This window comes from Allobosea sp., assembly GCF_035999205.1.
In the GTDB taxonomy this organism is placed as follows: Bacteria; Pseudomonadota; Alphaproteobacteria; order Rhizobiales; family Beijerinckiaceae; genus Allobosea.
Window position 1 is genome coordinate 404,671 of sequence record NZ_DASYHA010000019.1, and the last position, 20,575, is coordinate 425,245.

The following is a 20,575-nucleotide window of genomic DNA, read 5'->3' on the forward strand; positions in this document are numbered from 1 at the left end:
TCAGGCGCCCCTGACCAGAGTGAAGAAATCGACCTTGGTGGCGGCCGCCTTGCGCGAGGCGAGGTCTCGGGCGGCGCGTTGCCGGTCGGCGAGATCCTCGATGGCGCGATGCAGGACACTGCCCGGCGCTTCCGCCTGCAACTGCGCATCGAGGATGGCGGCGAGGCGTGCCTTGCGAGCGTCACGGCCGAGCGCATAGGCAAAGCCCATCGCGCCGTCATCGAGCCGGACGATGCAGCGGGTCACCGTCGCCTCGCCGAGATTGAAGCGCCGGCCGGCGCCGCCGGCGCGCCCTTCCACCATCACGGTTCCTGTCTCCGGGGCCTTGAGAATGTCGTGGCGCGGGAGCTCGGTGCCGGCGATGGCGGCGACCTCGTCGCGCGAAGCGCGGGCGAGGACCGCCAGCCAGCGCTGCCTGTTGGTTTTCTCGGAGAGTCTCTCTGCGGTTTTGGCCGTCATCGTCATCCGCCGTCTGGTCGTCCGCTAATGTCTAGACTAAGATAGTTGGGCTGCGAGGAAAGGTCTATACATTTTGCGTGACGCTTTAGTGACTGATGCTAACGGGCCTGCCGAGGCCGGAACGCCCGATCTGGGCACGGCCTGGCGTCGGATCGCGGATGAGCTCGCCGGCTCGATCGGCAAGGGCGAGTACGCCGCGGGGGACATCCTGCCGGCGGCAACCGCCCTGGCGGAGCGCTATGGCGTGCATCGGCACACGGTGCGGCAGGCCTTCCGGCATCTGGCCGAGCAAGGCCTCGTCACGGTGTCGCGCGGGCGCGGCACGCAGGTCAGCACGCGGCGCGTGCCCTATCCGCTCGGCCGGCGGGTCAGCATGCGCGCCAATCTTGGCCGGATCGGCATGGTCGGGTCGAGCGCGGTCCTGTCCGAGGCCGAGGTCGAAGGAGAGCCGGAGACTTGCGAGGATCTCGGGTTGGAGCCGGGCGCGGCGCTGTGGCGGCTCGAGGGGCTGAGCCTCGCCGACGGCACGCCGATGGGAACCGGCACGCACTGGCTCTCGGTCGCGCGCTTTCCCGACTTCGACAGGGCCTATCGCACGGCGGAGGGCTCGATGACGGCGGCGCTGAAGGCCTTCGGCATCACGGACTATGTCCGCCTCTCGACGCGTCTGACCGCCCGGCTCGCCAGCGAGCGCGAGGCGGCGCTGCTGCAGATCGAGCCCGGCGCGCCGGTGATGGTATCGGTCGCGATCGACGCGCTGCCGGATCTGACACCGATCCATCTTGTCAGCAGCGTCTTCGCCGGCGAGCGCATGGAGATGGTGGTCGAGCCGTTCGGCGAAGACGTGCGATAGCGCGTGAGGAGCGCGCCTTGCGCCAGGCCGGGTTCGGCGCAATGCTCGGAACGGGAACACGCGACATCAAGATCGCGGGGAAACCGATCCGAGGAGACCATCATGATCCGTCTGACCGGGCTGCTGCGCGCGGCCACTCTCGCCGTGTCCTGCGGCCTGGCCCATCTTGCGTTCGCCGCGGACTATCCAGCGCCCAAGCGCGGCGTCTGGGTGGCCAAGGATTTCCACTTCCACACCGGCGAGACATTGCCGGAGGTCAAGCTGGGCTACGCCACAATCGGCGAGCCGACGGGCGAGCCGGTCGTGATCCTGCATGGGACAGCGGGCTCGGCCGCCAGCATGCTGACTCCGGCCTTCGCCGGAGAGCTGTTCGGCGCCGGGCAGGCGCTCGATGCCAGCAAATATTACATCATCATCCCCGATGCGATCGGTGCAGGCGCCTCGTCGAAGCCCTCGGATGGGCTGAAGGCGCGCTTCCCGCGCTACAATTACGACGACATGGTCACCGCCCAGCACCGGCTCGTGACGGAAGGGCTTGGGATCCGGCATGTCCGGCTCGTGCTCGGCAACTCGATGGGCGGCATGCAGAGCTGGATGTGGGGCGTGAAGTATCCCGACTTCATGGACGCGCTCGTGCCGATGGCCTCGCAACCGACCGAGATGTCGAGCCGCAACTGGATGATGCGGCGGATGATCATCGATGCCGTCCGCAATGATCCGGAATGGAGGGGCGGGGAGTATACGGCGCAGCCGCCGGCGTTCCGGATCGCCAACATCTATTTCGGCATCGCGACCAGCGGCGGGACGCTCGCCTACCAGCAGATGGCGCCGACGCGGGAGGCTGCCGACAAGCTGCTCGACGAGCGGCTGAAGGCGACGTTCAGCGCCGATGCCAACGACTTCCTCTACCAGTGGGATTCCTCGCGCGACTACAATCCCTCGCCGAAGCTGGACGCGATCAAGGCCCCGGTGCTTGCGATCAATGCGGCCGATGACGAGCGCAACCCGCCCGAGACGGGCATCATGGAGCGCGAACTCAAGCGGATCGGCAATGCCAGGCTGCTGATGATCCCGGCGAGTGCCGACACACGCGGCCATGGCACAACGGGCATGGCCAAGTTCTGGGCGAAGGACCTGTCGGCCTGGCTGCCGACCGTGCCGAAGCGACCGGCGGGCAGCAACTGAGGCTCGCGCGCCTCGGCCGCGCGCTGCGTCAAGCGGCCCGCTGGCCGATGATCGCGAAGCGCAGCCTGGCCGAGAGGAAGTCGATCGCGGTGACGGCTGCGAGGATCAGCAGGATCAGGAAGGAGACCTGCTGCCATTCGAGCGTGCGGATGGTCTCTGCGAGGTAGAGGCCGATGCCGCCAGCGCCGACGATGCCGATGATGGTCGAGGAGCGGGTGTTGGACTCGATGAAGTAGAGCACCTGGCTTGCGATCACCGGCAGCACCTGCGGGATGAGTCCGAAGCGGATCTCGTGCAGCTTGCCGCCGCCCAGCGAGGTCACGCCCTCGACCGGCTTGCGGTCGGCGGATTCGATCGCTTCGGAGAAGAGCTTGCCGAAGGCGCCGATATCGGCGGTCATGATCGCAAGCATGCCGGCGAAGGGGCCAAGCCCGACGACGTTGACCCAGATCAGCGCCCAGATCAGCGCGTCGACGCCGCGCACCGTGTCGAGCGAGCGGCGGGCGAGGAAGTGCACGATGCGGTTGGCGATGACGTTCTTCGCCGCAATGAAGCCGAGCGGGAAGGCGAGGATCGCGGCCAGGATCGTCCCGAGGAAGGCGATTGCGATGGTCTCGAACAGTGCCTTCACGAAGATCACGGCGCGGGCGAAGGAGCCTGGATCGGGCGGCAGCATCAGCACGACGAAGGTGCCGAGATTGCCGAAGCCCGAGAGGATGCGCCAGAGCGAGACCTCGAGTGAGGCGATGCCGTAGACGAACAGCCCGAGCAGGGCGGCGACCACAGAGGTGGTAATGAGCTTGGTCTTCAGCGAGCCGTCGATGGCGGCCTGGTGGCGGGCGACGAGCGCGGCCTGCTCGGCAGGGGAGAGGGCGAGGCTCATTTGCCATGCTCCAGGCTGAGGAGGGCGTGGCGCAGCCGCTCGGTGCCGTAGTCGATCAGCATCACGGTGAGGATGATCAGCAGCAGGATGGCGCTGACGTCCGTGAAGTAGAACTTGCGGATCGCCTCGATCAGATCCTGGCCGATGCCGCCGGCGCCGACGAAGCCCATGATCGAGGCGCCCCGGACGTTGATCTCAAAGCGCAGCAGCGAATAGCTGGCGAAATTGGAAAGGACCTGCGGCACCACGGCGAAGCGGATCATCTGCCACCAGCCGGCGCCGGTGGCGGTGAGGCCGTCGACGGGCTTCATGTCGATGTTCTCGACGACCTCGGAGAAGAGCTTGCCCATGGCGCCCATGGTGTGGATCGCGATGGCGAGTACGCCGGGGAGCGGGCCGAGGCCGAAGGCGATGACGAAGATCAGCGCGAAGACGATCTCGGGAACGGTGCGGCAGAATTCGAGGAAGCGGCGGGCGACGAAGCGGGCCGATTTCGACCGGCCGAGGTTGGCGGCGGCGACGAAGCAGAGCAGGAAGCCGCCGAGCGCGCCGAGCACGGTGCCGACATAGGCGATGACGATGGTCTGCCAGAGCAGGCGCAGCCATTTCTGCCAGGCCCAGAACCATTCGGCGAGGTCGGCGCCGAGGCTGGAGAGCCGCAGGGTCGGCAAGGTCTCGAAGATGTATTTGGGGAAGCGCCAGAAGTTCTCGACGAAGCGCGGGATGTCGACCTCTGAGCCGATCGCGGCGAGCCAGATGCAGACCGCCAGCACGACGGCGCCGAGCAGCGTCTGGCGACGCTTGCTCGCCATCGCGGCGGCATAGGCCGCTTCATGGGCGTCGATGGCGGGGTCGTTGCGGTCGATGGCGAGGGTCATGGACGCGGTCCGTCGGAGGAGGAGGCGTCATTCTCGGGCCGCGCCTGGCGCGGACCCGAGAAGCTCTTTTGAGAGATGCCCGGGCCCGGCCCGAGCATGACGTGGTGAAGTCTTACGAGGACTTCTTGCGGCGCAGCGCGTCGACGAACTTGTTCAGCTCGATGATCGGGTCATAGGACTTGTTGTCGACCGCGAGGAGCGGGCCCTGCTTGCCCTCGTAGATCTTATCGAAGGCGGCCTTGTCCTTGGTGTGCAGGTTGAGCACCGCGTCCTTGATCTTGGCCTTCAGATCGGTCGGCAGGTCGGTGAGATAGGCCATCGGCGAGTTCACGATCTGCTCGGACTTGAAGATGATCCGGAAATCATCGGCCTTGACCATGTTCTTGCGGGCCATGCGCTGCAGGTTGGACTCCTGCTCGTCGTTCCACCAGTTGGCGGCCATGTCGACCGTGCCCTGCTGGAGCGCGATGATCGCGTTCTCATGGCTGCCGGTGTAGACGACCTTGCCGAAGAAGCTTTCCGGATCGATCTTCATGCCGTCGAGAGCGAAGCGCGGAACGTTGTTGCCCGAGGTCGAGTTCGGGTCGACGAGGCCGAGATTCTTGCCCTTGAGATCCTCGATCTTCTGATAGGGCGAATCCTTCTTCACGTAGAAGACCGAGTGATAGCCCTTGGTGCCGTCGAGATTGGTCTCGATCGCGAAGGCTTCGGTCTTGGCGCCGGTCATCAGGGCGCGGGCGAAGGAGGAGGGGCCGTAGGAGGCGATGTGGATGTTGCCGGCGCGCTGACCCTCGATGATCGCGGCGTAGTCGTTGGCGACGCGCAGCGTGACCTTGGTGCCGAGTTCCTTGGAGAGGTAGTTGACGAAGGGGGTGTAGCGCTCGACGACGCCCGAGGCGTTCTCGGCCGGGATGATCGCGAAGACGAGCTCGGGGTACTTCGCCTTCCAGTCCTGGGCGAAGGCCGGGGCCGCGAGCGAGGCGGCGAGGGCCGCGGAGGCAAGCGTCAGGGTATGACGACGGGTCAGCATGGTGTGCTCCTGGTGGTTGGATCGCGTGGTGGGCTTGGATCTCCCCGGCGAAGCCGGGAATTCGGTCAGGCGACGTTCCGCTTGGCGCGCTGGGCTTCTTCGCTGGCGATGGCATCGAGCTGGTCGAGCGCCTCGGCGCCGGCGTCCTTGGCCTCGATGCCATAGAGGCTGGCCGCGACATCCTTGGTGAGCTGATGGGGCGGGCCGTCGAAGACGACCTTGCCGGCAGCCATGCCGATCAGCCGGTCGCAGTACTTCGAGGCGATGTCGAGGTGGTGCAGGTTCGAGATGACGGTGATGCCGTCCTCGCGGTTGATCCGGAACAGCGCATCCATCACGACCTGGGTGTTGCGCGGGTCGAGCGAGGCGATCGGCTCGTCGGCGAGGATGATCTGCGGCTCCTGCACCAGCGCGCGGGCGATGGCGACGCGCTGCTGCTGGCCACCGGAGAGCGTCTCGGCACGCTGTGCGAGCAGATGTCCCATATCGAGGCGCTCCAGTGCCGCGATGGCGCGGATCTTGTCATCGCGCGAGAAGCTCTTGACCAGCGTCAGGGCGGCGGAGCGATGGTTCAGCCGGCCGAGCAGGACATTCGTCAGCACGTCGAGCCGGCCGACGAGATTGAACTGCTGGAAGATCATCGCCGTGTCGCGACGCCAGCCACGCAGGGCCGCACCCGTAAGCGCCGTCACGTTGCGCTCGCCGGAGACGATGCGGCCCTCGCTCGCATCGGCGAGGCGGTTGAGCATCCGCAGCAAGGTTGATTTGCCGGCTCCGGAGCGCCCGATCACGCCGACCATCTCGCCCTTGGGGATGGAGAGCGTGACGTTGTCGACAGCGGCTTTTCCGCCGAAGCGCTTGGTCAGGCCTTCGATGTGCAGCATGCCGGCATTCTCGTTTGCGGGACGAGCATGAATTTACTCCCGAGGCAGCAGGCGGCCGTCGGGTTCACGCTGTTTCATGCAGCAGAGCTAGCCAGTGGAGATGACAGGCCGGTGACAAGCCGCGCCGGCGATCTTGCGCGGCGATCGTCGGGGGGCGAGGGCAGCGGCCTCAGGCGCCACGCAGCAACAGGTCGACGCAGGCGCGGACATAGGCGCTGCGGCCGGCCGGGGTCGCGGGCTGGATGCTCAAGAGCCCCCGCACCTGATGGAAGCCCCGGAGCATGCCGATGAACTGCTCGGCGAGAATGCGGGCCTGTTCGTCATCGAGCGGCTTGGCGAGGCCATCACCGATTCGTGAACGCTGCACCAGAAGCGTCGAAAGGTCCTTGATCATGCGCATCGCCCCGGCCTCATAGGCGACGTGGCCGAGCTCGGGAAAGCGCACGGCGGCGCTCATCACGAGGCGGTGGAGATCGAGCGAGGCCGGGTGCAGCATCATTGCCAGGGCATCCTCGCCGAGACGTGTCAACGTGCTGCGAAGATCCCCCTCCGCTGCCGATTTGCGCAGCGGAATCGTAAGCCTTTCAGTAAGTTCGGTGCAGATCGCCTTAAACAGCGCCTCCTTGTCGGTGAAGTGGCTGTAGATGGTCTGCTTGGAGACGCCGGCGCGTTGCGCGATCTGGTCCAGGGTGACCCGCTCGAACCCCTCGGCGAGGAACATTTCCGAGGCCGCCTGCGTGATCGCCTCATGCTTGTTCAGGCGAGTCTTTTCAGACGGCAAGCGTCTTGCATCTGGAGCCTCGGTCGCAGAACCTTGCGGCGCGGCCGTAACTGTCATGGTTCCGCCCATCGGGCCCCTTATCAAACTGGACCGTCCAGTCTAAGATAAACGCGTAACTCCGGAGCGTCCAGTTCTATGAAGCGCCTAGTCTATCTGCTCCTGATCGTCGGCCTGGCGGGCGGTGGCTATTATGGTTATCGCCATGTGAAGCAGACCAGCGCGCCGGCGCAGGCTGCCGCTCCCGCCCCGCGCGCTGCGGGCGTGCCCGTCGAGGTCGTCAAGATCGAGCGCGCGACGGTCAACGAGGAGGTCGAGGCGCTCGGCACCCTGGCCGCGGACGAGTCCGTCGTGATCGCGCCCGAGATCGCCGGTCGCGTCACTGCGCTCGGCTTCAAGGAGGGCGAGCGCGTCGAGAAGGGCCAGCTGCTGGTCAAGCTGGACACCGCGATCCTCGATGCGGAACTCAAGCAATTGCAGGCGGATCTCGGCCTCGCCCGCGATACCTTCGAGCGCAATCGCTCGCTGAACCAGCGCGGCGTCGGGACCCAGGTCGCCTATGACGAGGCCACGGCGAAGCTTGCGGCCGCGGAAGCCCGGGTACAGCTGTCGCAGGCCAAGCTGGCGCAATCGGCGATCATGGCGCCGTTCAGTGGCGTTGTCGGCCTTCGCTCCGTCAGCGTCGGCGACTATGTCGCGGTGGGCAAGCAGCTGATCACGCTGACCAATATCGATCCGATCAAGGTCGACTTCCGCGTGCCCGAGATTTTCCTGGCCCAGGTCAAGCTCGGTCAGCCGATCAACCTCAAGGTCGATGCGGTTCCCGGCGGGATCTTCCAGGGGCGGATCTTCGCCATCGATCCGGTCGTCGACATCAACGGTCGCGCGATCAAGCTGCGGGCGACCGTTCCGAATGGCGATCTCGCGCTCAAGCCGGGTCTGTTCGCCCGCATCACCATCGTGGTGGACCGGCGCGAGAACGCGATGCTGGTTCCTGAATCGGCGGTCGTGCCCGACGGCATCGGCAAGATCGTCTACATCGTCGACAACGGCAAGGCGAAGCGCGTCGCCGTCGAGCTCGGCAAGCGCCTGCCGGGCAAGGTCGAGATCGTCAAGGGCCTGACGCCGCAGATGATGGTCGTCAGCTCCGGACAGATGCGGCTCCGCGACGGCTCGAACGTTTCGATCAAGAACGCCCAGCCCCCGGTGCAGACGAGCGCGCTGCCCGGCTCCTCGCCGAGCGCCCAGCAATGAGCCTGTTCGAACTTTTCGTCCGCCGGCCCGTCCTCTCGACGGTGCTGAGCCTGCTCGTCCTGCTGATCGGCGCGGTCTCCTACACCCGCCTGACGGTACGCGAATATCCGAACATCGACGAGCCGATCGTCTCGGTGCGAACCGTCTATACCGGCGCCAGCGCCGAGATTATCGAGACCCAGGTCACGCAGATCCTGGAGAACTCGATCGCTGGCATCGAGGGCATCGAGATCATCTCCTCGACGAGCCGCCAGGAGCAGAGCAACATCTCGGTGCGCTTCCGGCCGGATGTCGATCCCGATGTCGCCGCCTCCGACGTGCGCGACCGCGTCAGCCGCGTGCGCGGCCGCATGCCGACCGAGATCGACGAGCCGATCATCGCCAAGGTCGAGGCCGACGCCCAGCCGATCCTGTTCCTGTCGCTGGTCAGTTCCCGCCACAATCCGCTCGAGCTGACCGACTTCGCCGACCGCTTCATCACCGACCGTGTTCAGAACATCACCGGCGTCGCCGAGGTGCAGATCCGCGGCGAGCGGCGCTATGCGATGCGCATCTGGCTCGATCGAGCCCGGATGTCGGCCTACAACATCACGGTTCAGGAGATCGAAGCGGCCGTCCGCGCCCAGAACGTCGAGATTCCGTCCGGCCGCATCGAGAGCAACAACCGCGAGTTCACGGTGCTCTCGCAGACTGGGCTGACGACGCCGGAGCAGTTCCAGCAGATCGTCGTGAAGGATGCGAACGGTTTCCCGATCAAGCTGCGCGACATCGCCCGCGTCGAGCTCGGCGCTCTCGCCGAGCGCAACGCCGCCTGGTTCTCCGGCAAACCGTCGGTGACGATCGGCATCGTCAAGCAGGCGACGGCCAATCCGCTCGACGTCTCGGCCGGCGTGCGCGCGGCCCTGCCCGAGATCATCGAGGACCTGCCCGATGGCATGACCATTGCGACGTCCTACGACACCTCGGTCTTCATCGACCGCTCGATCAAGGCCGTCTACAGCACGGTCCTCGAGGCCGTGGTGCTCGTCGTCCTGATCATCTTCATCTTCCTGCGCTCGGTGCGCGCGACGCTGATCCCGCTCGTCACGATCCCGGTCTCGCTCGTCGGCGCCTTCGCGCTGATGTATGCGCTCGGCTTCACCGTGAACACGCTGACGCTGCTCTCGATGGTGCTGGCGATCGGTCTCGTGGTCGACGACGCCATCGTCGTCCTCGAGAACGTCCACCGTCATATCGAGGACGGCATGGAGGCGAATGCAGCGGCGATCAAGGGTATCAACGAGATCGCCTTCGCCGTCATCGCGATGACGCTGACCCTGGTCGCGGTCTACGCTCCGATGGCGTTCTCGACCGGTCGCACCGGCAAGCTCTTCGTCGAGTTCGCCTTGACGCTCGCCGGCGCCGTGCTGGTCTCGGGCTTCGTGGCGTTGACCCTGACGCCGATGATGTGCGCCAAGCTGCTCAAGCACGACAGCTCGCATGGCTGGCTCTACAATGTGCTGGAGCGCGGTTTCAACGCGATGTCGCGCGGCTACCGCGCCTCGCTGCGCGCCGCGCTCAGGGTGCGTCCGCTGATCGTGATCTTCGCGCTCGGCGTTGCGGGCGGGAGCTACTACTTCTTCACGAACCTGCGCTCCGAGCTGGCGCCGGTCGAGGATCGCGGCAGCTTCACCGTGATCGGCGTCGCGCCGGAAGGGTCGACCATGGCCTTCACCTCCGAATATGCGCGGCGGGCCGAGGAGTTCTTCAAGCAGTATCCGGATGTCGAGACCAACCTCGTCATCGTCGGTTTCCCCGACGTGACGCGCGCCATCGCCTTCGCCCGGCTGAAGCCTTGGGAGGAGCGCTCGGTCAAGCAGCAGGCGATGGTCGCGGACATCAACCGCAACCTCTCGCAGATCCCCGGCATCAGGATGTTCGCCAACAACCCGCCCTCGCTCGGGCAGGGTGGCGGCAACAGCAAGCCGGTCGAGTTCGTGCTGCGCTCGTCCGAGTCCTATGCCCAGATCAAGGATTATGTCGACGCCGTGCTGGCGGAGGTCGCCGGTTCGCCGGTCCTGACCAATCTGGAGTCGAACCTCATCCTCGACAAGCCGCAGATCAAGGTCTCGATCGACCGGCAGCGCGCCGCCGATCTCGGCGTTGGCGTGGACGTCATCGGCCGCACCATGGAGACGCTGCTCGGCGGCCGCCAGGTCACGCGCTTCAACATGAATGGCGAGCAGTACGACGTCGTCATCCAGGTTGGCGGCGAGGACCGCAACACGCCGCAGGCGCTGCAATCGATCTACCTGATGGGACGCAGCGGGGCGGTCGTGCAGCTGTCGAGCGTCGTCAAGATCGAGGAGACTGTCGCGCCGAAGGAGCTGATCCGGTTCAACCAGCTGCGCTCTGCGACGATCACCGCGATTCCATCGCCGGGCTATTCGCTCGGCGATGCGCTGGCCGTACTCGAGCAGGCTTCGGCCAAGGTGCTGCCGAAGACGGTGCAGATCGACTATTCCGGGCAGAGCCGCGAGTTCAAGCAGTCGGGCGCCTCGATCGCGATCGTCTTCCTGCTGGCGCTCGGCTTCATCTACCTCGTGCTCGCGGCGCAGTTCGAGAGCTTCATCGATCCGGTCGTGATCATGGTCTCGGTGCCGCTGTCGCTGACGGGCGCGCTGGCCGCGCTCTATTTCACCGGCGGGACGATGAACGTCTACAGCCAGATCGGCCTGATCACGCTGGTCGGTCTCATTACCAAGCACGGCATCCTGATCCTGGAGTTCACCAACCAGCTCCGGGAAGAGGGCAAGGAGATGATCGATGCGCTGGTCGAGGCAGCCGAGCTGCGCCTGCGCCCGATCCTGATGACCACGGGCGCGATGGTGCTCGGCGCCGTGCCGCTGGCGCTGGCCCATGGCGCCGGCGCGGAAAGCCGCTCGCAGATCGGCTGGGTCATCGTCGGCGGCATGACCTTCGGGACGCTGCTGACGCTCTATGTGGTGCCGGTCGCCTATTCCTATCTGGCGCGGGCCAAGCACGGCAGCCGTGGAACGGCCCATGCCGGGGAAACGGCCGGGCACCCGCAGCCGGCTGAATAGCGCGGCGCTATCGTTCTTGTTCAATCATGCTCGGCCTCGTGCCGAGCATGCACATCTTGGATGCGACCCTCGAGGAGGGAAGTGGTGGATGGTCGGGACGCGCCTGACGATGACGCGTAGCCACATTTGGCCAGCCGGTTACTGCAGCCTGACGGACACGCTCTCGCTGGCGCCGGTGCCGTCGATCACCGAAATCCGCATGAAGCCCTTGCCCGGCGGCTGCCAGACGGCTTCGCGCCGCCGCGTCGGACTGAGCACCGGCGCGCCGTCGACCAGCCAGGTATAGGGCGGGGCGCCGCCCGCGACCTTGAGGTTGAGCTGGGTCTGTCCGTCCGCTGCCGAAGCGGCGAGGTCGATTTTTGCGCCCTCGGGCGGGAAGGCGAGCTTGAGAGCCGGCGTCGTCATTGCAGCCATGGTCTTGGGTACATCCTGACGCAGATGGCGCAGCGGCGGCGGCAGATGCGCGCTGCTCGCGACGATGCTGTCGGGCGGCTGCTGGAAGGGGCGCGGATCGATGCCGAGCCGCGCGAAGGCGTCGAACAGGATCGGCGCCGCGACCGTCCGGCCGACGAGGCCGGGCACGGCCCCGTTGTCGGCGCGACCGACCCAGACACCGATCGTATGCCTGCGGTCGAAGCCGACCGCCCAGGCATCGCGATAGCCATAGGAGGTGCCGGTCTTGTAGGCGATCCGGCCAGGCACGGCATTGAGCGGCGGCGGCGCGCCAAGCAGCGTGTCGGCGACATACCAGGCGGCGACGGGTTCGACGAGGCGCGGCGAGGCAGAGCTTTTGCGTCCCTCCGCGGCTCTCACATCGAGCTCCGGTACCTCGCCGCCGCGCGCCAGCCCGACATAGAGCCGGGTCAGGTCCTGCAGCGTGATGCCGAGCCCGCCGAGGCCGACCGCGAGGCCGGGCGGGCCGGCTTCCCTGGGCATGGCGATGGCCGCACCGGCATCGCGCAGGCGCGACAGGAAGCGCTGCGGGCCAACCGCCGAGAGCAGCTCGACGGCCGGGACGTTGAGCGACAATTGCAGAGCCTTGCGGGCCGAGACCATGCCCTGGAAGGTCATGTCGAAATTCTCGGGTATGTAGATGCCGTAGCGTGCGGGCCGGTCTTCCAGCATCGTCTCGGGATGGGCGATGCCGTTATCGAAGGCGAGCGCGTAGATGAAGGGCTTCAGCGCCGAGCCGGGTGACCGCAGCGCTCGCGTCAGGTCGAGCGAGCCGGCCCGTTCCGTCGCGAAATAGTCGACGCCGCCGACCGAGGCGCGGACCTCGCCGGTCTCGTTGTCGACGGCGAGGATGGCGATCGAGACCTGGGGAGCGAGACCAAGGCTTCGTTCGCGGGCGAGGCCTTCGAGCGCGGTCTGCAGGCGCGCATCAAGGCTCAGGCGATGGCTGCGCGCGGCAGGCGCCTCGGCCACGACCTGTTCAGCCACATGCGGGGCTAGGTTTGGGAAGGGCCTGCGCGCTGTCGGCAGCGGCTCCTCGCGAGCGGCCGCGACCTCGGACGCGGTGGCAAGACCGGCGCGCTCGACCCGTGCGAGCACGCGCTCGCGGGCCTTGCGGGCGGCCTCGGCGAAGCGGTCCGGCCGGCGCGTCTCCGGCGATTGCGGCAAGGCAATGAGCAGGGCGGCCTCGGCGGTGGAGAGCCGCTTCGGCTCCTTGCCGAAATAGGCGAAACTCGCGGCCCTCACACCTTCGAGATTGCCGCCGAAGGGGGCCAGGCTGAGATAAAGGTCGAGGATCTGTGGCTTGGTGAAGCGGCGCTCCAGCTCGATCGCGCGGACCGCCTGCCGGAGCTTGGCCGCGAGGTTGCGCTCCTCGCGCGGTTCCAGCAGCCGCGCGACCTGCATGGTCAGCGTCGAGCCGCCGGAGACGACACGCCCGTTCAGCAGCATCTGGCCGGCGGCGCGAGCCAGGCCGAGCGGGTCGATGCCGCGATGGCTGTCGAAGCGCTTGTCCTCGAAGGCCTTGAGCATGGCGAGATAGCGCGGATCGACATCGTCGACGCCGACGGGCAGCTTCCAGCGGCCGTCAGCCGTGAGGAAGGGGCGGAGCAGCCGGCCGTCGCGATCAATCACGACTGTCGAGCGGTCGGTCGCAGCGGCTAGGTCGAGGGGCGGCAGGGTAGTGCCGTAGTGGGTGATGGCGGCGGTCGCGCCGATCGCCACAAGAACGAGTGAAGCGGCCGCGAATTTCAGTTTGCGGAAGCGATGCGACGCAACCGTCTCCGCCCCGTGGGAAGGGGGCGCATCGAGAGGGGCTCGCACCGCGCCCGTCATCACCGGGCCGAGGAAATATCCACCGTGCCGAAGGCCGTCCGCCCGAAGAGGTCGGGCCGGTACATGTCCTCGATCACGGCGGCAGGGGCGACATATCGGCCGGGCGAGACCGCGCGTGCGATATACGCGACCGTGTAGACGAGCTTGTTCGTCGTGCCGACCGGGCGCTCGAACGCAGCGACATAGCGGTCGTCACGCGCCTCGGTGTGCACGGGTGAGACCTCCAGCTTCAGCCAGTCCAATCCGGCGACCGAGGCGCCCTCGGTGAGGTTTGCGTTCTCGATCTCAAGCCCCGCGGGGACGGGATCGACCAGCAGGAGCCGGCCGTAGCGACTCGCCGGTTCCGTCACCGTCAGCGCCACGACATAGCGTTCGTTCTGACGCAAGCGAGCCGGATCGGCCCGCTCTCCCTTCATCGTGTAGATGACGCGCTCCAGCCCGAATCCCTGGTTCAGCGCGGGTTCGGGCGCCGTCGGAATGCCCGACACCGTGATGACGGCCTGGGCGCTCGCCGGGCCAGGATTGGCGACGGTCAGCGGCTTGCGCTCCAGCGCCTCGGCGGCGATCGTGCGGTAGAGCGCGCCCTTGCGCTCGGTGCCGTCGACGGTCAGCGTCATCCCTTCGGCGTCCTTCGCCATGGCCTGCGCGGCCAGCACCATCCACATCTGCTCCTGCGTCGAGGTGTAGCGGGAGCTGCCGCGCGCGCTGTCGAGCACGGCTGCGGCGCGGGTGATGTCGGCGCGCTCACCCGAGGCTTCCGCGATCAGTGCGAGGACGGCCGCGCCGTCGCGCAGGCGTGAGCCGTAATCGGTCCGCGACAGGCTGTCTTCGCTGCGCTCCTGCAGGCTGTTCAGGGCGCTGGTGAAGGCCGCGCGGCCGCGACCGCGATCGCCAAGCGCCGACAGCGCCGCGCCGATCTGGGCGCGGGCCAGTGGGGTTGCGAAATCGCCGAGCTTGTTATCGGCGAGATAGCGCAGATCGCCCATCACGGGCCGGCCGTTGCGGGCGAGCACATAGAGCGCATAGGCGATGCCTGCGGCCTCTTCCTTGACGATCTCGCCGGTGTTGACGACCTGGTTGCGCAGGCGGTCGAGCGCGAGGTTGAAGGCGGTCTGCGGCACGGCGAACTGGCGCTCGCGGGCCCGAGTCAGGAAGTCGGTAGTGAAGGCGTCGAGCCAGAGATCGTCGCCGCCGACACTCCAGAGGCCGAAGGAGCCGTTGGCACCCTGGCGCGCCAGCACCCGCTCGATCGCGTTCTGCACGCGCTCATCGGCATTGGCGTCGAGCGCGAGATGCTCGAGCGAGGCCAACCGGTTGACGTGCAGCAGCGGCAAGGCGCGGCTCACCGTCTGCTCGGTGCAGCCATAGGGGTAGCGGTCGAGGGCCTTGAGCAGAGCAGGTACGTCGAGCGAAGTCAGCGGCGAGACCGAGACGGAGACCTGGCCGGAATTCGGCACGAGATCGGCCATGAGATCGGACGAGAGCGTGATCGCGCCGCCATTGCCGGTGATCGGGCGCACGATCCGGCGCGCGATCGTTGCAGCCGAAGGCTGCACGCGAACGGCCAGATTCTGCACCGTGCCGACGCCTCCCGGCCCGGTGATGCGGACATCGAACTCGGCCCGGCCCAGCCCCGCCGCGGTGACGGGGATCGTCATCTGCGACTTGGCGCCAGCCGCGAGCTGGATCGTGCGGCGGGTGGCGTCGGCTGCGACGAGCACCGGCCCGCGCACGTCGAGATCGACGACGTAGGGACCTGCGGGACCCTCGACATTGTCGATCTGGAAATGGAATCGCGACTGGTCGCCGATGGCGAGGAAGCGCGGCAGCGTCGCCTGCGCCACGACCTGGTCGCGGACGATGACGTCGGTGCTGGCCTGGCCGGTGCGGCCGGCCGACCAGGCGACCGCCATGACACGCAGCGAGCCGTTGAAGGCTGGCAAGTCGAATTCGACCCTGGCGATGCCGTCGGCACCGACCTTGACCACACCGGAATAGCGCGCGACCGGTTCCTGCGTCGGCTTTTCGCCTTCGAGCGCGGGCGCCGCGTCGCCGCCGGTGCGGATCGCTCCGCGCACGCCCTGCATGCCGTCGATCAGATAGCCGTAGAGATCACGCAGCTCATGGCCGATCTGACGCTGGCCGAAGAAGAATTTGCTCGGATCGGGGCTTTCGAAGCGGGTCAGGTTGAGAATGCCGACATCGACGGCAGCGACCGTGACGAAAGCATCCTCGCCGGCGCGTGCGCCGGTGACCTTGACGGGCAAGGAGAGCTTGGAGAGCGGGCGGACCAGATTGGGGGCGCCGAGATCGAGCGAAAGCGTGCGGGTCTCCTTGCCGATCTGGAACCAGGACAGGCCGATGGCCCGGCCGGGAAGGCGCTGGGCGGCGACATCCATCGGCCGGTGGGCGAGGACGACGAGGTAGGCGCTGGCGCCCCATTCGGCCTTGACCGGAATGCTGGTGGTGGTGCCCCCGGCTGCGACGTCGATGGTGCGGACGTCCGCGACGCGGTCGGTGACCACCGCCAGCGTCGCCTTGCCGGCAAAGCGGGGCGCGAGGCGGACCTGCAGGTTCTCGCCGTCGGCATAGGACGCCTTGTCGAGGGCGACGTCGAGCACGTCCGGCGTATCGGCGGTCTTGTCGGCCTCATAGCCGACGCTGAAGGAAACCGAGGTCTCGGTGGAATCGGGACCATCGGCGGTGACGTCGAGGCGGTAATTGCCCCATTCGACCGGAGCGGCGATGCGGGCGGGAGCGGCTTCCGCGACCGCAATCTCGCCATCGGCGACGCGGCGGGTCGACTTCACGCCTTCGAAGTTCCAGCGGCCGTCCTGGAAGAACCACTGATAATTGCGCGTGACCTTGGACAGGGTCCATTTGACGCCGGGCCGTGCCAGGCGCCGTCCGTCGCCATTGGCCATGATGACGTCGAAGGTCGCGGTCTGGCCATTGCCGAGTTCGCCGTCCTTGAACGCTTTCCTCACGCCGATGGCTGCGCCCTTGGGCACGATCGGCAGTGTCACCGAGCGGGCGATGGCCCGCCCGCCCGGCTCGCCGACGCGGATGGTGAACTCGGCTTCGAGCGGGCGGTTCGTTTCCGGCTGGGCGACAGGGTTGGTCACCGTCACCTTGCCGGCGGCATCGGTCGTCGTGCTCTCCTCGAACTCGGACTGGACCGCCTCGAAGGCTTCGTCGGTGAGGCCGACCTGATAGCCGGAAAAGCCGGGGATCGCCGACTGGCTGGCGGCCCGGATCGTCATCGAGCCGGTGACGTCGAGCGCGGAGCCCGGCGCGCCGTAGAGATAGCGCGCGGTCACGTCGATCTCGGCCGGCTCACCGGCCTGCAGTACGGGCGCCTTGGACGCGAGAGTCAGTTCGAGGCGTTCGGGGACGTAGTCCTCGACAAGGAAGGAGACCTCGCCGATCGCGGGCCCCTTCGGATCGGCATAGGCCTGAACCCGCCAGGTGCCGGTAGCAGCGCCCGACAGGAGCGGGATCGAATGAGCGCGGCCACCGGCACCCTGGTCCTCGACCTGCCGACGGCGATACTCGACGCCGTCGGGGCGCTTGACGACGAGCGTCAGCGGCAGGCCGGCGACGGCGGCGCCGCGCGCATCGCGCAGCAGGCTGGTCAGGTAGACGGTCTCTCCCGAGCGATAGACGCCGCGCTCGGTGTAGAGATAGGCGTCGAGCCCGGCGGGAGCGACGCGCCCCTTCACACCGCGATCCGACAGATCGAAGGCCGTCTGCTTCAGGTCGAGGAAGCCGTAATCCTCGCCCAGTCCCACCGTGACGATGCCCGGGGCATTGCCGCCCTGGCCCTTGGCGAGGCCGGCATCGAAGCGCGCATAGCCATTGGCATCCGAGCGGGCTGTGGCCAGGACCTCGTTGTTACGGGCGATCAGGCGCAGCTCGGCATTGGCGACGGGGGCGGCATTGGCGAGCGAACGGACCAGCACATGCACGCCGTCCGGGCCGGAGAAGGAGGTCAGGCCGAGGTCGGAGACGACGAACCATTGGGTCGCGCGCGTCGTGCCGTCGTCGTAACTGTCGCCGTCCGTCGCCGGCTGCGGCTGGCCGCCGCTCGGCTTGGCGAACATCACATAGATGCCGGGCTTGAGCGCGCCGACGGCCTCGATCACCGGAAAGGCGGTGATCACATCCTTGTTGAGCTCGGATTTCACCTCCATCGAGCCGGTCCAGACGCTCTGGCCCTTGTCGCTGGCGATCTGACTCGCCGAATAGGAACCGAGCTGGCCGAGGAAATCGTCGGAATGCACCGAGTTGATCAGGTTGCGGTCGCCGATGCGCATGACCTCGAGGTCAAGCCGGTCGCTGTTGACCGAGACCACCGGGATGCCCTGCTGGCCGGTGCGCGGCAGCACATAGTTCTTGCCGGTGAAGCGCACGGAGGGCGTGCGGTCGCGGACATAGACCTCGTAATCGGCCGATTTCAGAAGCTTTTCGTCGGGAATCGCCGAGGGAACGCCCTGGCGGACGACGAAGGCGTAGCGCTCGCCATGGCGCAGGCCGTCGACACAGATCTGCCTGTCCTCGGCCGAGACAGCAAAGTCGCCCCTGCCACCGGAGATCGCGACATAAGGCGCGAAATCGACGCGGCCCCGCGCCAGCGGCTCTGAGAACTCGAAGCAGGCGCGCGGACTCGCGGCGTCGGCATCGACCTTGTTGCCGGTCAGGCGGAAGCCGCGCTGGGCGCGCAGGCCCTCATAGGCGGTGCGCAAGGATGCGTTGTCGACGAGGTCGAGGCTGAGGCGGTAGGTCGTCAGCGCCGGGCGCCAGAGCTCGTTCTTCTCGAACAGGCGAGCGAGCACGCCCAGAGATGCCGCCTCGTCATTGCGGCCGGTCGAGCGCTGATAGGCGAGATAGGCGGCGCTGATGGCGCGTTCGCGCAGCTCCCAGCGCTCGCGATAGTCGCGCGGCTCGATCGCGTTGGCGGCGCGCGCCATCAGGCGCCAGCCGGCGGCATTGGCGGGCTCGGCGACGACGGCGGCGTTGGCCTGGGGCAGGGCGGCGCGGGCATCGCCGCGTGAGAGTGCCGCCTCGCCGGCGCGGATTGCGTCGGCGGCCGGGCGGGCGCCGGCCGAGACCTCGCGCTTCAGCCGCTCCTCCAGCCGCTGCCCGTCGGCGGCGAGATCGTTGCGGACATAGGCCTTCTGGGCGAGTGCCGGATGGGTTGCGAGGGTGAGGCCGAGGAGGAGCGCAAGACGGGCGAGCAGGGTCATCGTCGTTCCTCTACGTCGGGTCCGCTCGATCGTATCGGCGAACAAGGCTTCAGCCCTATCACGCCGACCATGGCGTGAGACCGGACCGGCAGGCTATCACCGGTTCGCAGGGGTTCAAGTCATGCGAATGAAGGTCGCCGCCGTGCCGGCATAGGGGACCATATCGCTGCGCGACCTTTGGTCACCCGGCGGTTGCAGCGCGTGCCGTTCTGGCGCTCAATGCGTCCGCTCCGCCCGCCCTTCAAGGACGAGACCCATGCCGCGCGCCCGTCTGCATCATCCGCGAAACGAGCAGGTTCGAGCCGTCGCTCTGGCGCTCGCCCTGCTGAGCGTGCCGCTCGCCGGCGCCCGGGCGCAGCCCCAGCCGCAGGCCCCGGCAGGCGCGTCCAGCCCACAGCTTGCGGCCGCTCAGGCAAGCTTCGAGAGCTTGCCCGAGGCGGAGCGCAAGGCGATCCAGACCGATCTGATCTGGACCGGCCATTTCAATGGCGCGGCCAGCGGTAGCTACGGGCCACTGACCTTTCGGGCGATCAATGCGCTGAAGGCTCCCGCCCGCGGCGCGGCGGACGGCATGCTGAACCCGGCCGAGCGGCGCGCCCTGGCGCAGGCGGCGCAGGCAGCGCGGGACGCCGCCGGTTTCCGGCTGATCGCCGACGACAAGACCGGCGCGCGCATCGGCATCCCCGCGAGGATCCTGCCCAAGCGCGACGTCTCGTCCACCGGCAGTCGCTGGCAGAGCGAGGACGGCAAGGTCACGCTCGACACGTCCACAACGTCGCCGGGCGAGACGCTCGAGGCGGTCTTCGAGAAGGCGACGGCGCCGACCCCGAACAATCCGGGCCGCAAGATCACCTACAAGCTGCTGCGGCCGGACTTCTTCGTCGTCACCGGCGAGACGCCGACCGGCAAGTTCTATCGCCGGCTGGCGTCGGGCCCGTCGGGGCTGCGTGGTTTCTCCATTGGCTACGACAAGGCGCTGTCGGGCACGATCGACAAGCTGGTGATCGCCATCGCGACGAGCTTCGAGCCGTTCCCGACCGGGCCGTTGCCGGCCCCGACAGCCGTGGCATCGGCTGCATCCGCGTCTGTGACGGGGTCTGCGGCGGCGGCCGTGCCGGTGCGAGTGACGGAGCGCTATGGAGTCGGGCTCGCCGTTTCCGACCGCGTTGTGGTCACCGTGGCTGTTGCCATCGACGGTTGCCGGTCGCTGCGTGCCGGCGGCCGCACCGCCCGATTGCGCGGATCGCCGGAGGGCGGTCTCGCTCTGCTCGATGTCGAGGGCGGCCCGGCGCTTGCCGCGACCGGCCTGCGGGCGGAAGCACCGGGCGAGAGCGAGAACCTCGTCCTGGTCGCCTTCGGCGAGGAGAGCGGCAAGCGCGCGGCCGTCGCGCTTCCGGGGCAGGGTGCGCGGGTCGGCGCGGGCGTCGCCGTGTTCGCGCCGCTACAGCCGGGGCAATCCGGCACGCCTGTGTTCGACCGGCAGGGGCGGCCCGCAGGCATCGTGACGGGCAACCCGTCGGACAAGGTCCTGATCGCGGGCGTCGCACCGCAACGCGCCTATGCCGTGGCCGACAGCGCCGCCTTGCTGGCGCTGATGACGCGGGCCGGGCTGACGGCCCAGGTCGCGACTCCCGGTCCGGAACTCAGCACGGGGGCCGTGGTGGACAAGGTCGCGCCGTCGGTGCTGCCGATCATCTGCGGATTGTAGAAATCGCCGAAAGAGCAGTTGTCTCCACCGCGACAATCGGCTCAGATA

13 protein-coding genes are annotated in these 20,575 nt (G+C 67.6%); 5 read left to right on the forward strand and 8 right to left on the reverse strand.

Going from position 1 to position 20,575, the window contains the following annotated elements; all coding sequences use genetic code 11:
• A complete protein-coding gene (gene phnG / locus VGN82_RS10045; RefSeq protein WP_327526865.1) occupies window positions 1-459 on the reverse strand; it encodes a phosphonate C-P lyase system protein PhnG in 459 nt (152 codons plus the stop codon).
• Between the two features lie 88 nt (window positions 460-547).
• Here phnG and phnF point away from each other — a divergent pair, with 88 nt between their 5' ends.
• Window positions 548-1,312 (forward strand): phosphonate metabolism transcriptional regulator PhnF, encoded by a 765-nt coding sequence (phnF, locus tag VGN82_RS10050; RefSeq protein WP_327526866.1) that lies wholly within the window; start codon window positions 548-550, stop codon window positions 1,310-1,312.
• Between the two features lie 102 nt (window positions 1,313-1,414).
• Window positions 1,415-2,497: an alpha/beta fold hydrolase gene (locus VGN82_RS10055; protein ID WP_327526867.1), complete on the forward strand. Its 1,083-nt coding sequence runs from the start codon at window positions 1,415-1,417 to the stop codon at window positions 2,495-2,497.
• A gap of 28 nt (window positions 2,498-2,525) precedes the next feature.
• Here the strand turns inward: VGN82_RS10055 and phnE (VGN82_RS10060) are convergent, their stop codons facing one another.
• From phnE (VGN82_RS10060) to VGN82_RS10080, 5 genes are all read right to left on the reverse strand, one after another.
• A complete protein-coding gene (gene phnE, locus VGN82_RS10060; protein ID WP_327526868.1) occupies window positions 2,526-3,380 on the reverse strand; it encodes a phosphonate ABC transporter, permease protein PhnE in 855 nt (284 codons plus the stop codon).
• Window positions 3,377-4,258, reverse strand: coding sequence for a phosphonate ABC transporter, permease protein PhnE (gene phnE, locus VGN82_RS10065; protein ID WP_327526869.1), 882 nt, complete (start codon window positions 4,256-4,258; stop codon window positions 3,377-3,379). Before phnE (VGN82_RS10065) ends, phnE (VGN82_RS10060) begins: the two co-directional genes overlap by 4 nt.
• A 112-nt stretch (window positions 4,259-4,370) precedes the next feature.
• Window positions 4,371-5,288, reverse strand: coding sequence for a phosphonate ABC transporter substrate-binding protein (gene phnD / locus VGN82_RS10070; protein ID WP_327526870.1), 918 nt, complete (start codon window positions 5,286-5,288; stop codon window positions 4,371-4,373).
• Window positions 5,289-5,353: 65 nt separating this feature from the next.
• The gene (gene phnC / locus VGN82_RS10075) at window positions 5,354-6,172 is read right to left on the reverse strand and encodes a phosphonate ABC transporter ATP-binding protein (RefSeq protein ID WP_327526872.1); all 819 of its coding nucleotides are present in this window, start codon (window positions 6,170-6,172) and stop codon (window positions 5,354-5,356) included.
• A 169-nt stretch (window positions 6,173-6,341) separates the two neighbouring features.
• A complete protein-coding gene (locus VGN82_RS10080; RefSeq protein ID WP_327526873.1) occupies window positions 6,342-6,953 on the reverse strand; it encodes a TetR/AcrR family transcriptional regulator in 612 nt (203 codons plus the stop codon).
• 135 nt (window positions 6,954-7,088) lie between these two features.
• On the opposite strand from VGN82_RS10080, the gene VGN82_RS10085 reads away from it, so the two are divergent.
• On the forward strand, window positions 7,089-8,204 hold the full coding sequence (locus VGN82_RS10085; protein WP_327526874.1) for an efflux RND transporter periplasmic adaptor subunit: 1,116 nt from the start codon (window positions 7,089-7,091) through the stop codon (window positions 8,202-8,204).
• Entirely contained in the window at window positions 8,201-11,287 is a 3,087-nt protein-coding gene (locus VGN82_RS10090) for an efflux RND transporter permease subunit (protein WP_327526875.1), read from the forward strand. The genes VGN82_RS10085 and VGN82_RS10090 overlap by 4 nt, the downstream gene beginning before the upstream one ends.
• A 138-nt stretch (window positions 11,288-11,425) precedes the next feature.
• Here VGN82_RS10090 and pbpC read toward each other — a convergent pair whose 3' ends face one another.
• Together pbpC and VGN82_RS10100 are read right to left on the reverse strand one after the other, a co-directional pair.
• A complete protein-coding gene (gene pbpC, locus VGN82_RS10095; RefSeq protein ID WP_414644261.1) occupies window positions 11,426-13,573 on the reverse strand; it encodes a penicillin-binding protein 1C in 2,148 nt (715 codons plus the stop codon).
• Entirely contained in the window at window positions 13,573-18,819 is a 5,247-nt protein-coding gene (locus tag VGN82_RS10100) for an alpha-2-macroglobulin family protein (protein WP_327526876.1), read from the reverse strand. The genes pbpC and VGN82_RS10100 overlap by 1 nt, the downstream gene beginning before the upstream one ends.
• Window positions 18,820-19,075: 256 nt before the next feature.
• Here VGN82_RS10100 and VGN82_RS10105 point away from each other — a divergent pair, with 256 nt between their 5' ends.
• Window positions 19,076-20,527, forward strand: a complete 1,452-nt coding sequence (locus VGN82_RS10105) for a serine protease family protein (RefSeq protein ID WP_327526877.1) — start codon at window positions 19,076-19,078, stop codon at window positions 20,525-20,527.
• Window positions 20,528-20,575 lie beyond the last annotated feature (48 nt).

Excerpts from the sequence above, each read along its gene's own strand:
- VGN82_RS10100 (WP_327526876.1), bottom strand. The coding sequence starts at position 18,819 with ATGACCCTGCTCGCCCGTCTTGCGCTCCTCCTCGGCCTCACCCTCGCA.
- VGN82_RS10090 (WP_327526875.1), top strand. The coding sequence starts at position 8,201 with ATGAGCCTGTTCGAACTTTTCGTCCGCCGGCCCGTCCTCTCGACGGTG.
- phnC (WP_327526872.1), bottom strand. The coding sequence starts at position 6,172 with ATGCTGCACATCGAAGGCCTGACCAAGCGCTTCGGCGGAAAAGCCGCT.
- phnE (WP_327526869.1), bottom strand. The coding sequence starts at position 4,258 with ATGACCCTCGCCATCGACCGCAACGACCCCGCCATCGACGCCCATGAA.
- VGN82_RS10085 (WP_327526874.1), top strand. The coding sequence starts at position 7,089 with ATGAAGCGCCTAGTCTATCTGCTCCTGATCGTCGGCCTGGCGGGCGGT.
- VGN82_RS10055 (WP_327526867.1), top strand. The coding sequence starts at position 1,415 with ATGATCCGTCTGACCGGGCTGCTGCGCGCGGCCACTCTCGCCGTGTCC.
- VGN82_RS10105 (WP_327526877.1), top strand. The coding sequence starts at position 19,076 with ATGCCGCGCGCCCGTCTGCATCATCCGCGAAACGAGCAGGTTCGAGCC.
- pbpC (WP_414644261.1), bottom strand. The coding sequence starts at position 13,573 with ATGACGGGCGCGGTGCGAGCCCCTCTCGATGCGCCCCCTTCCCACGGG.
- phnD (WP_327526870.1), bottom strand. The coding sequence starts at position 5,288 with ATGCTGACCCGTCGTCATACCCTGACGCTTGCCTCCGCGGCCCTCGCC.
- phnE (WP_327526868.1), bottom strand. The coding sequence starts at position 3,380 with ATGAGCCTCGCCCTCTCCCCTGCCGAGCAGGCCGCGCTCGTCGCCCGC.
- phnG (WP_327526865.1), bottom strand. The coding sequence starts at position 459 with ATGACGGCCAAAACCGCAGAGAGACTCTCCGAGAAAACCAACAGGCAG.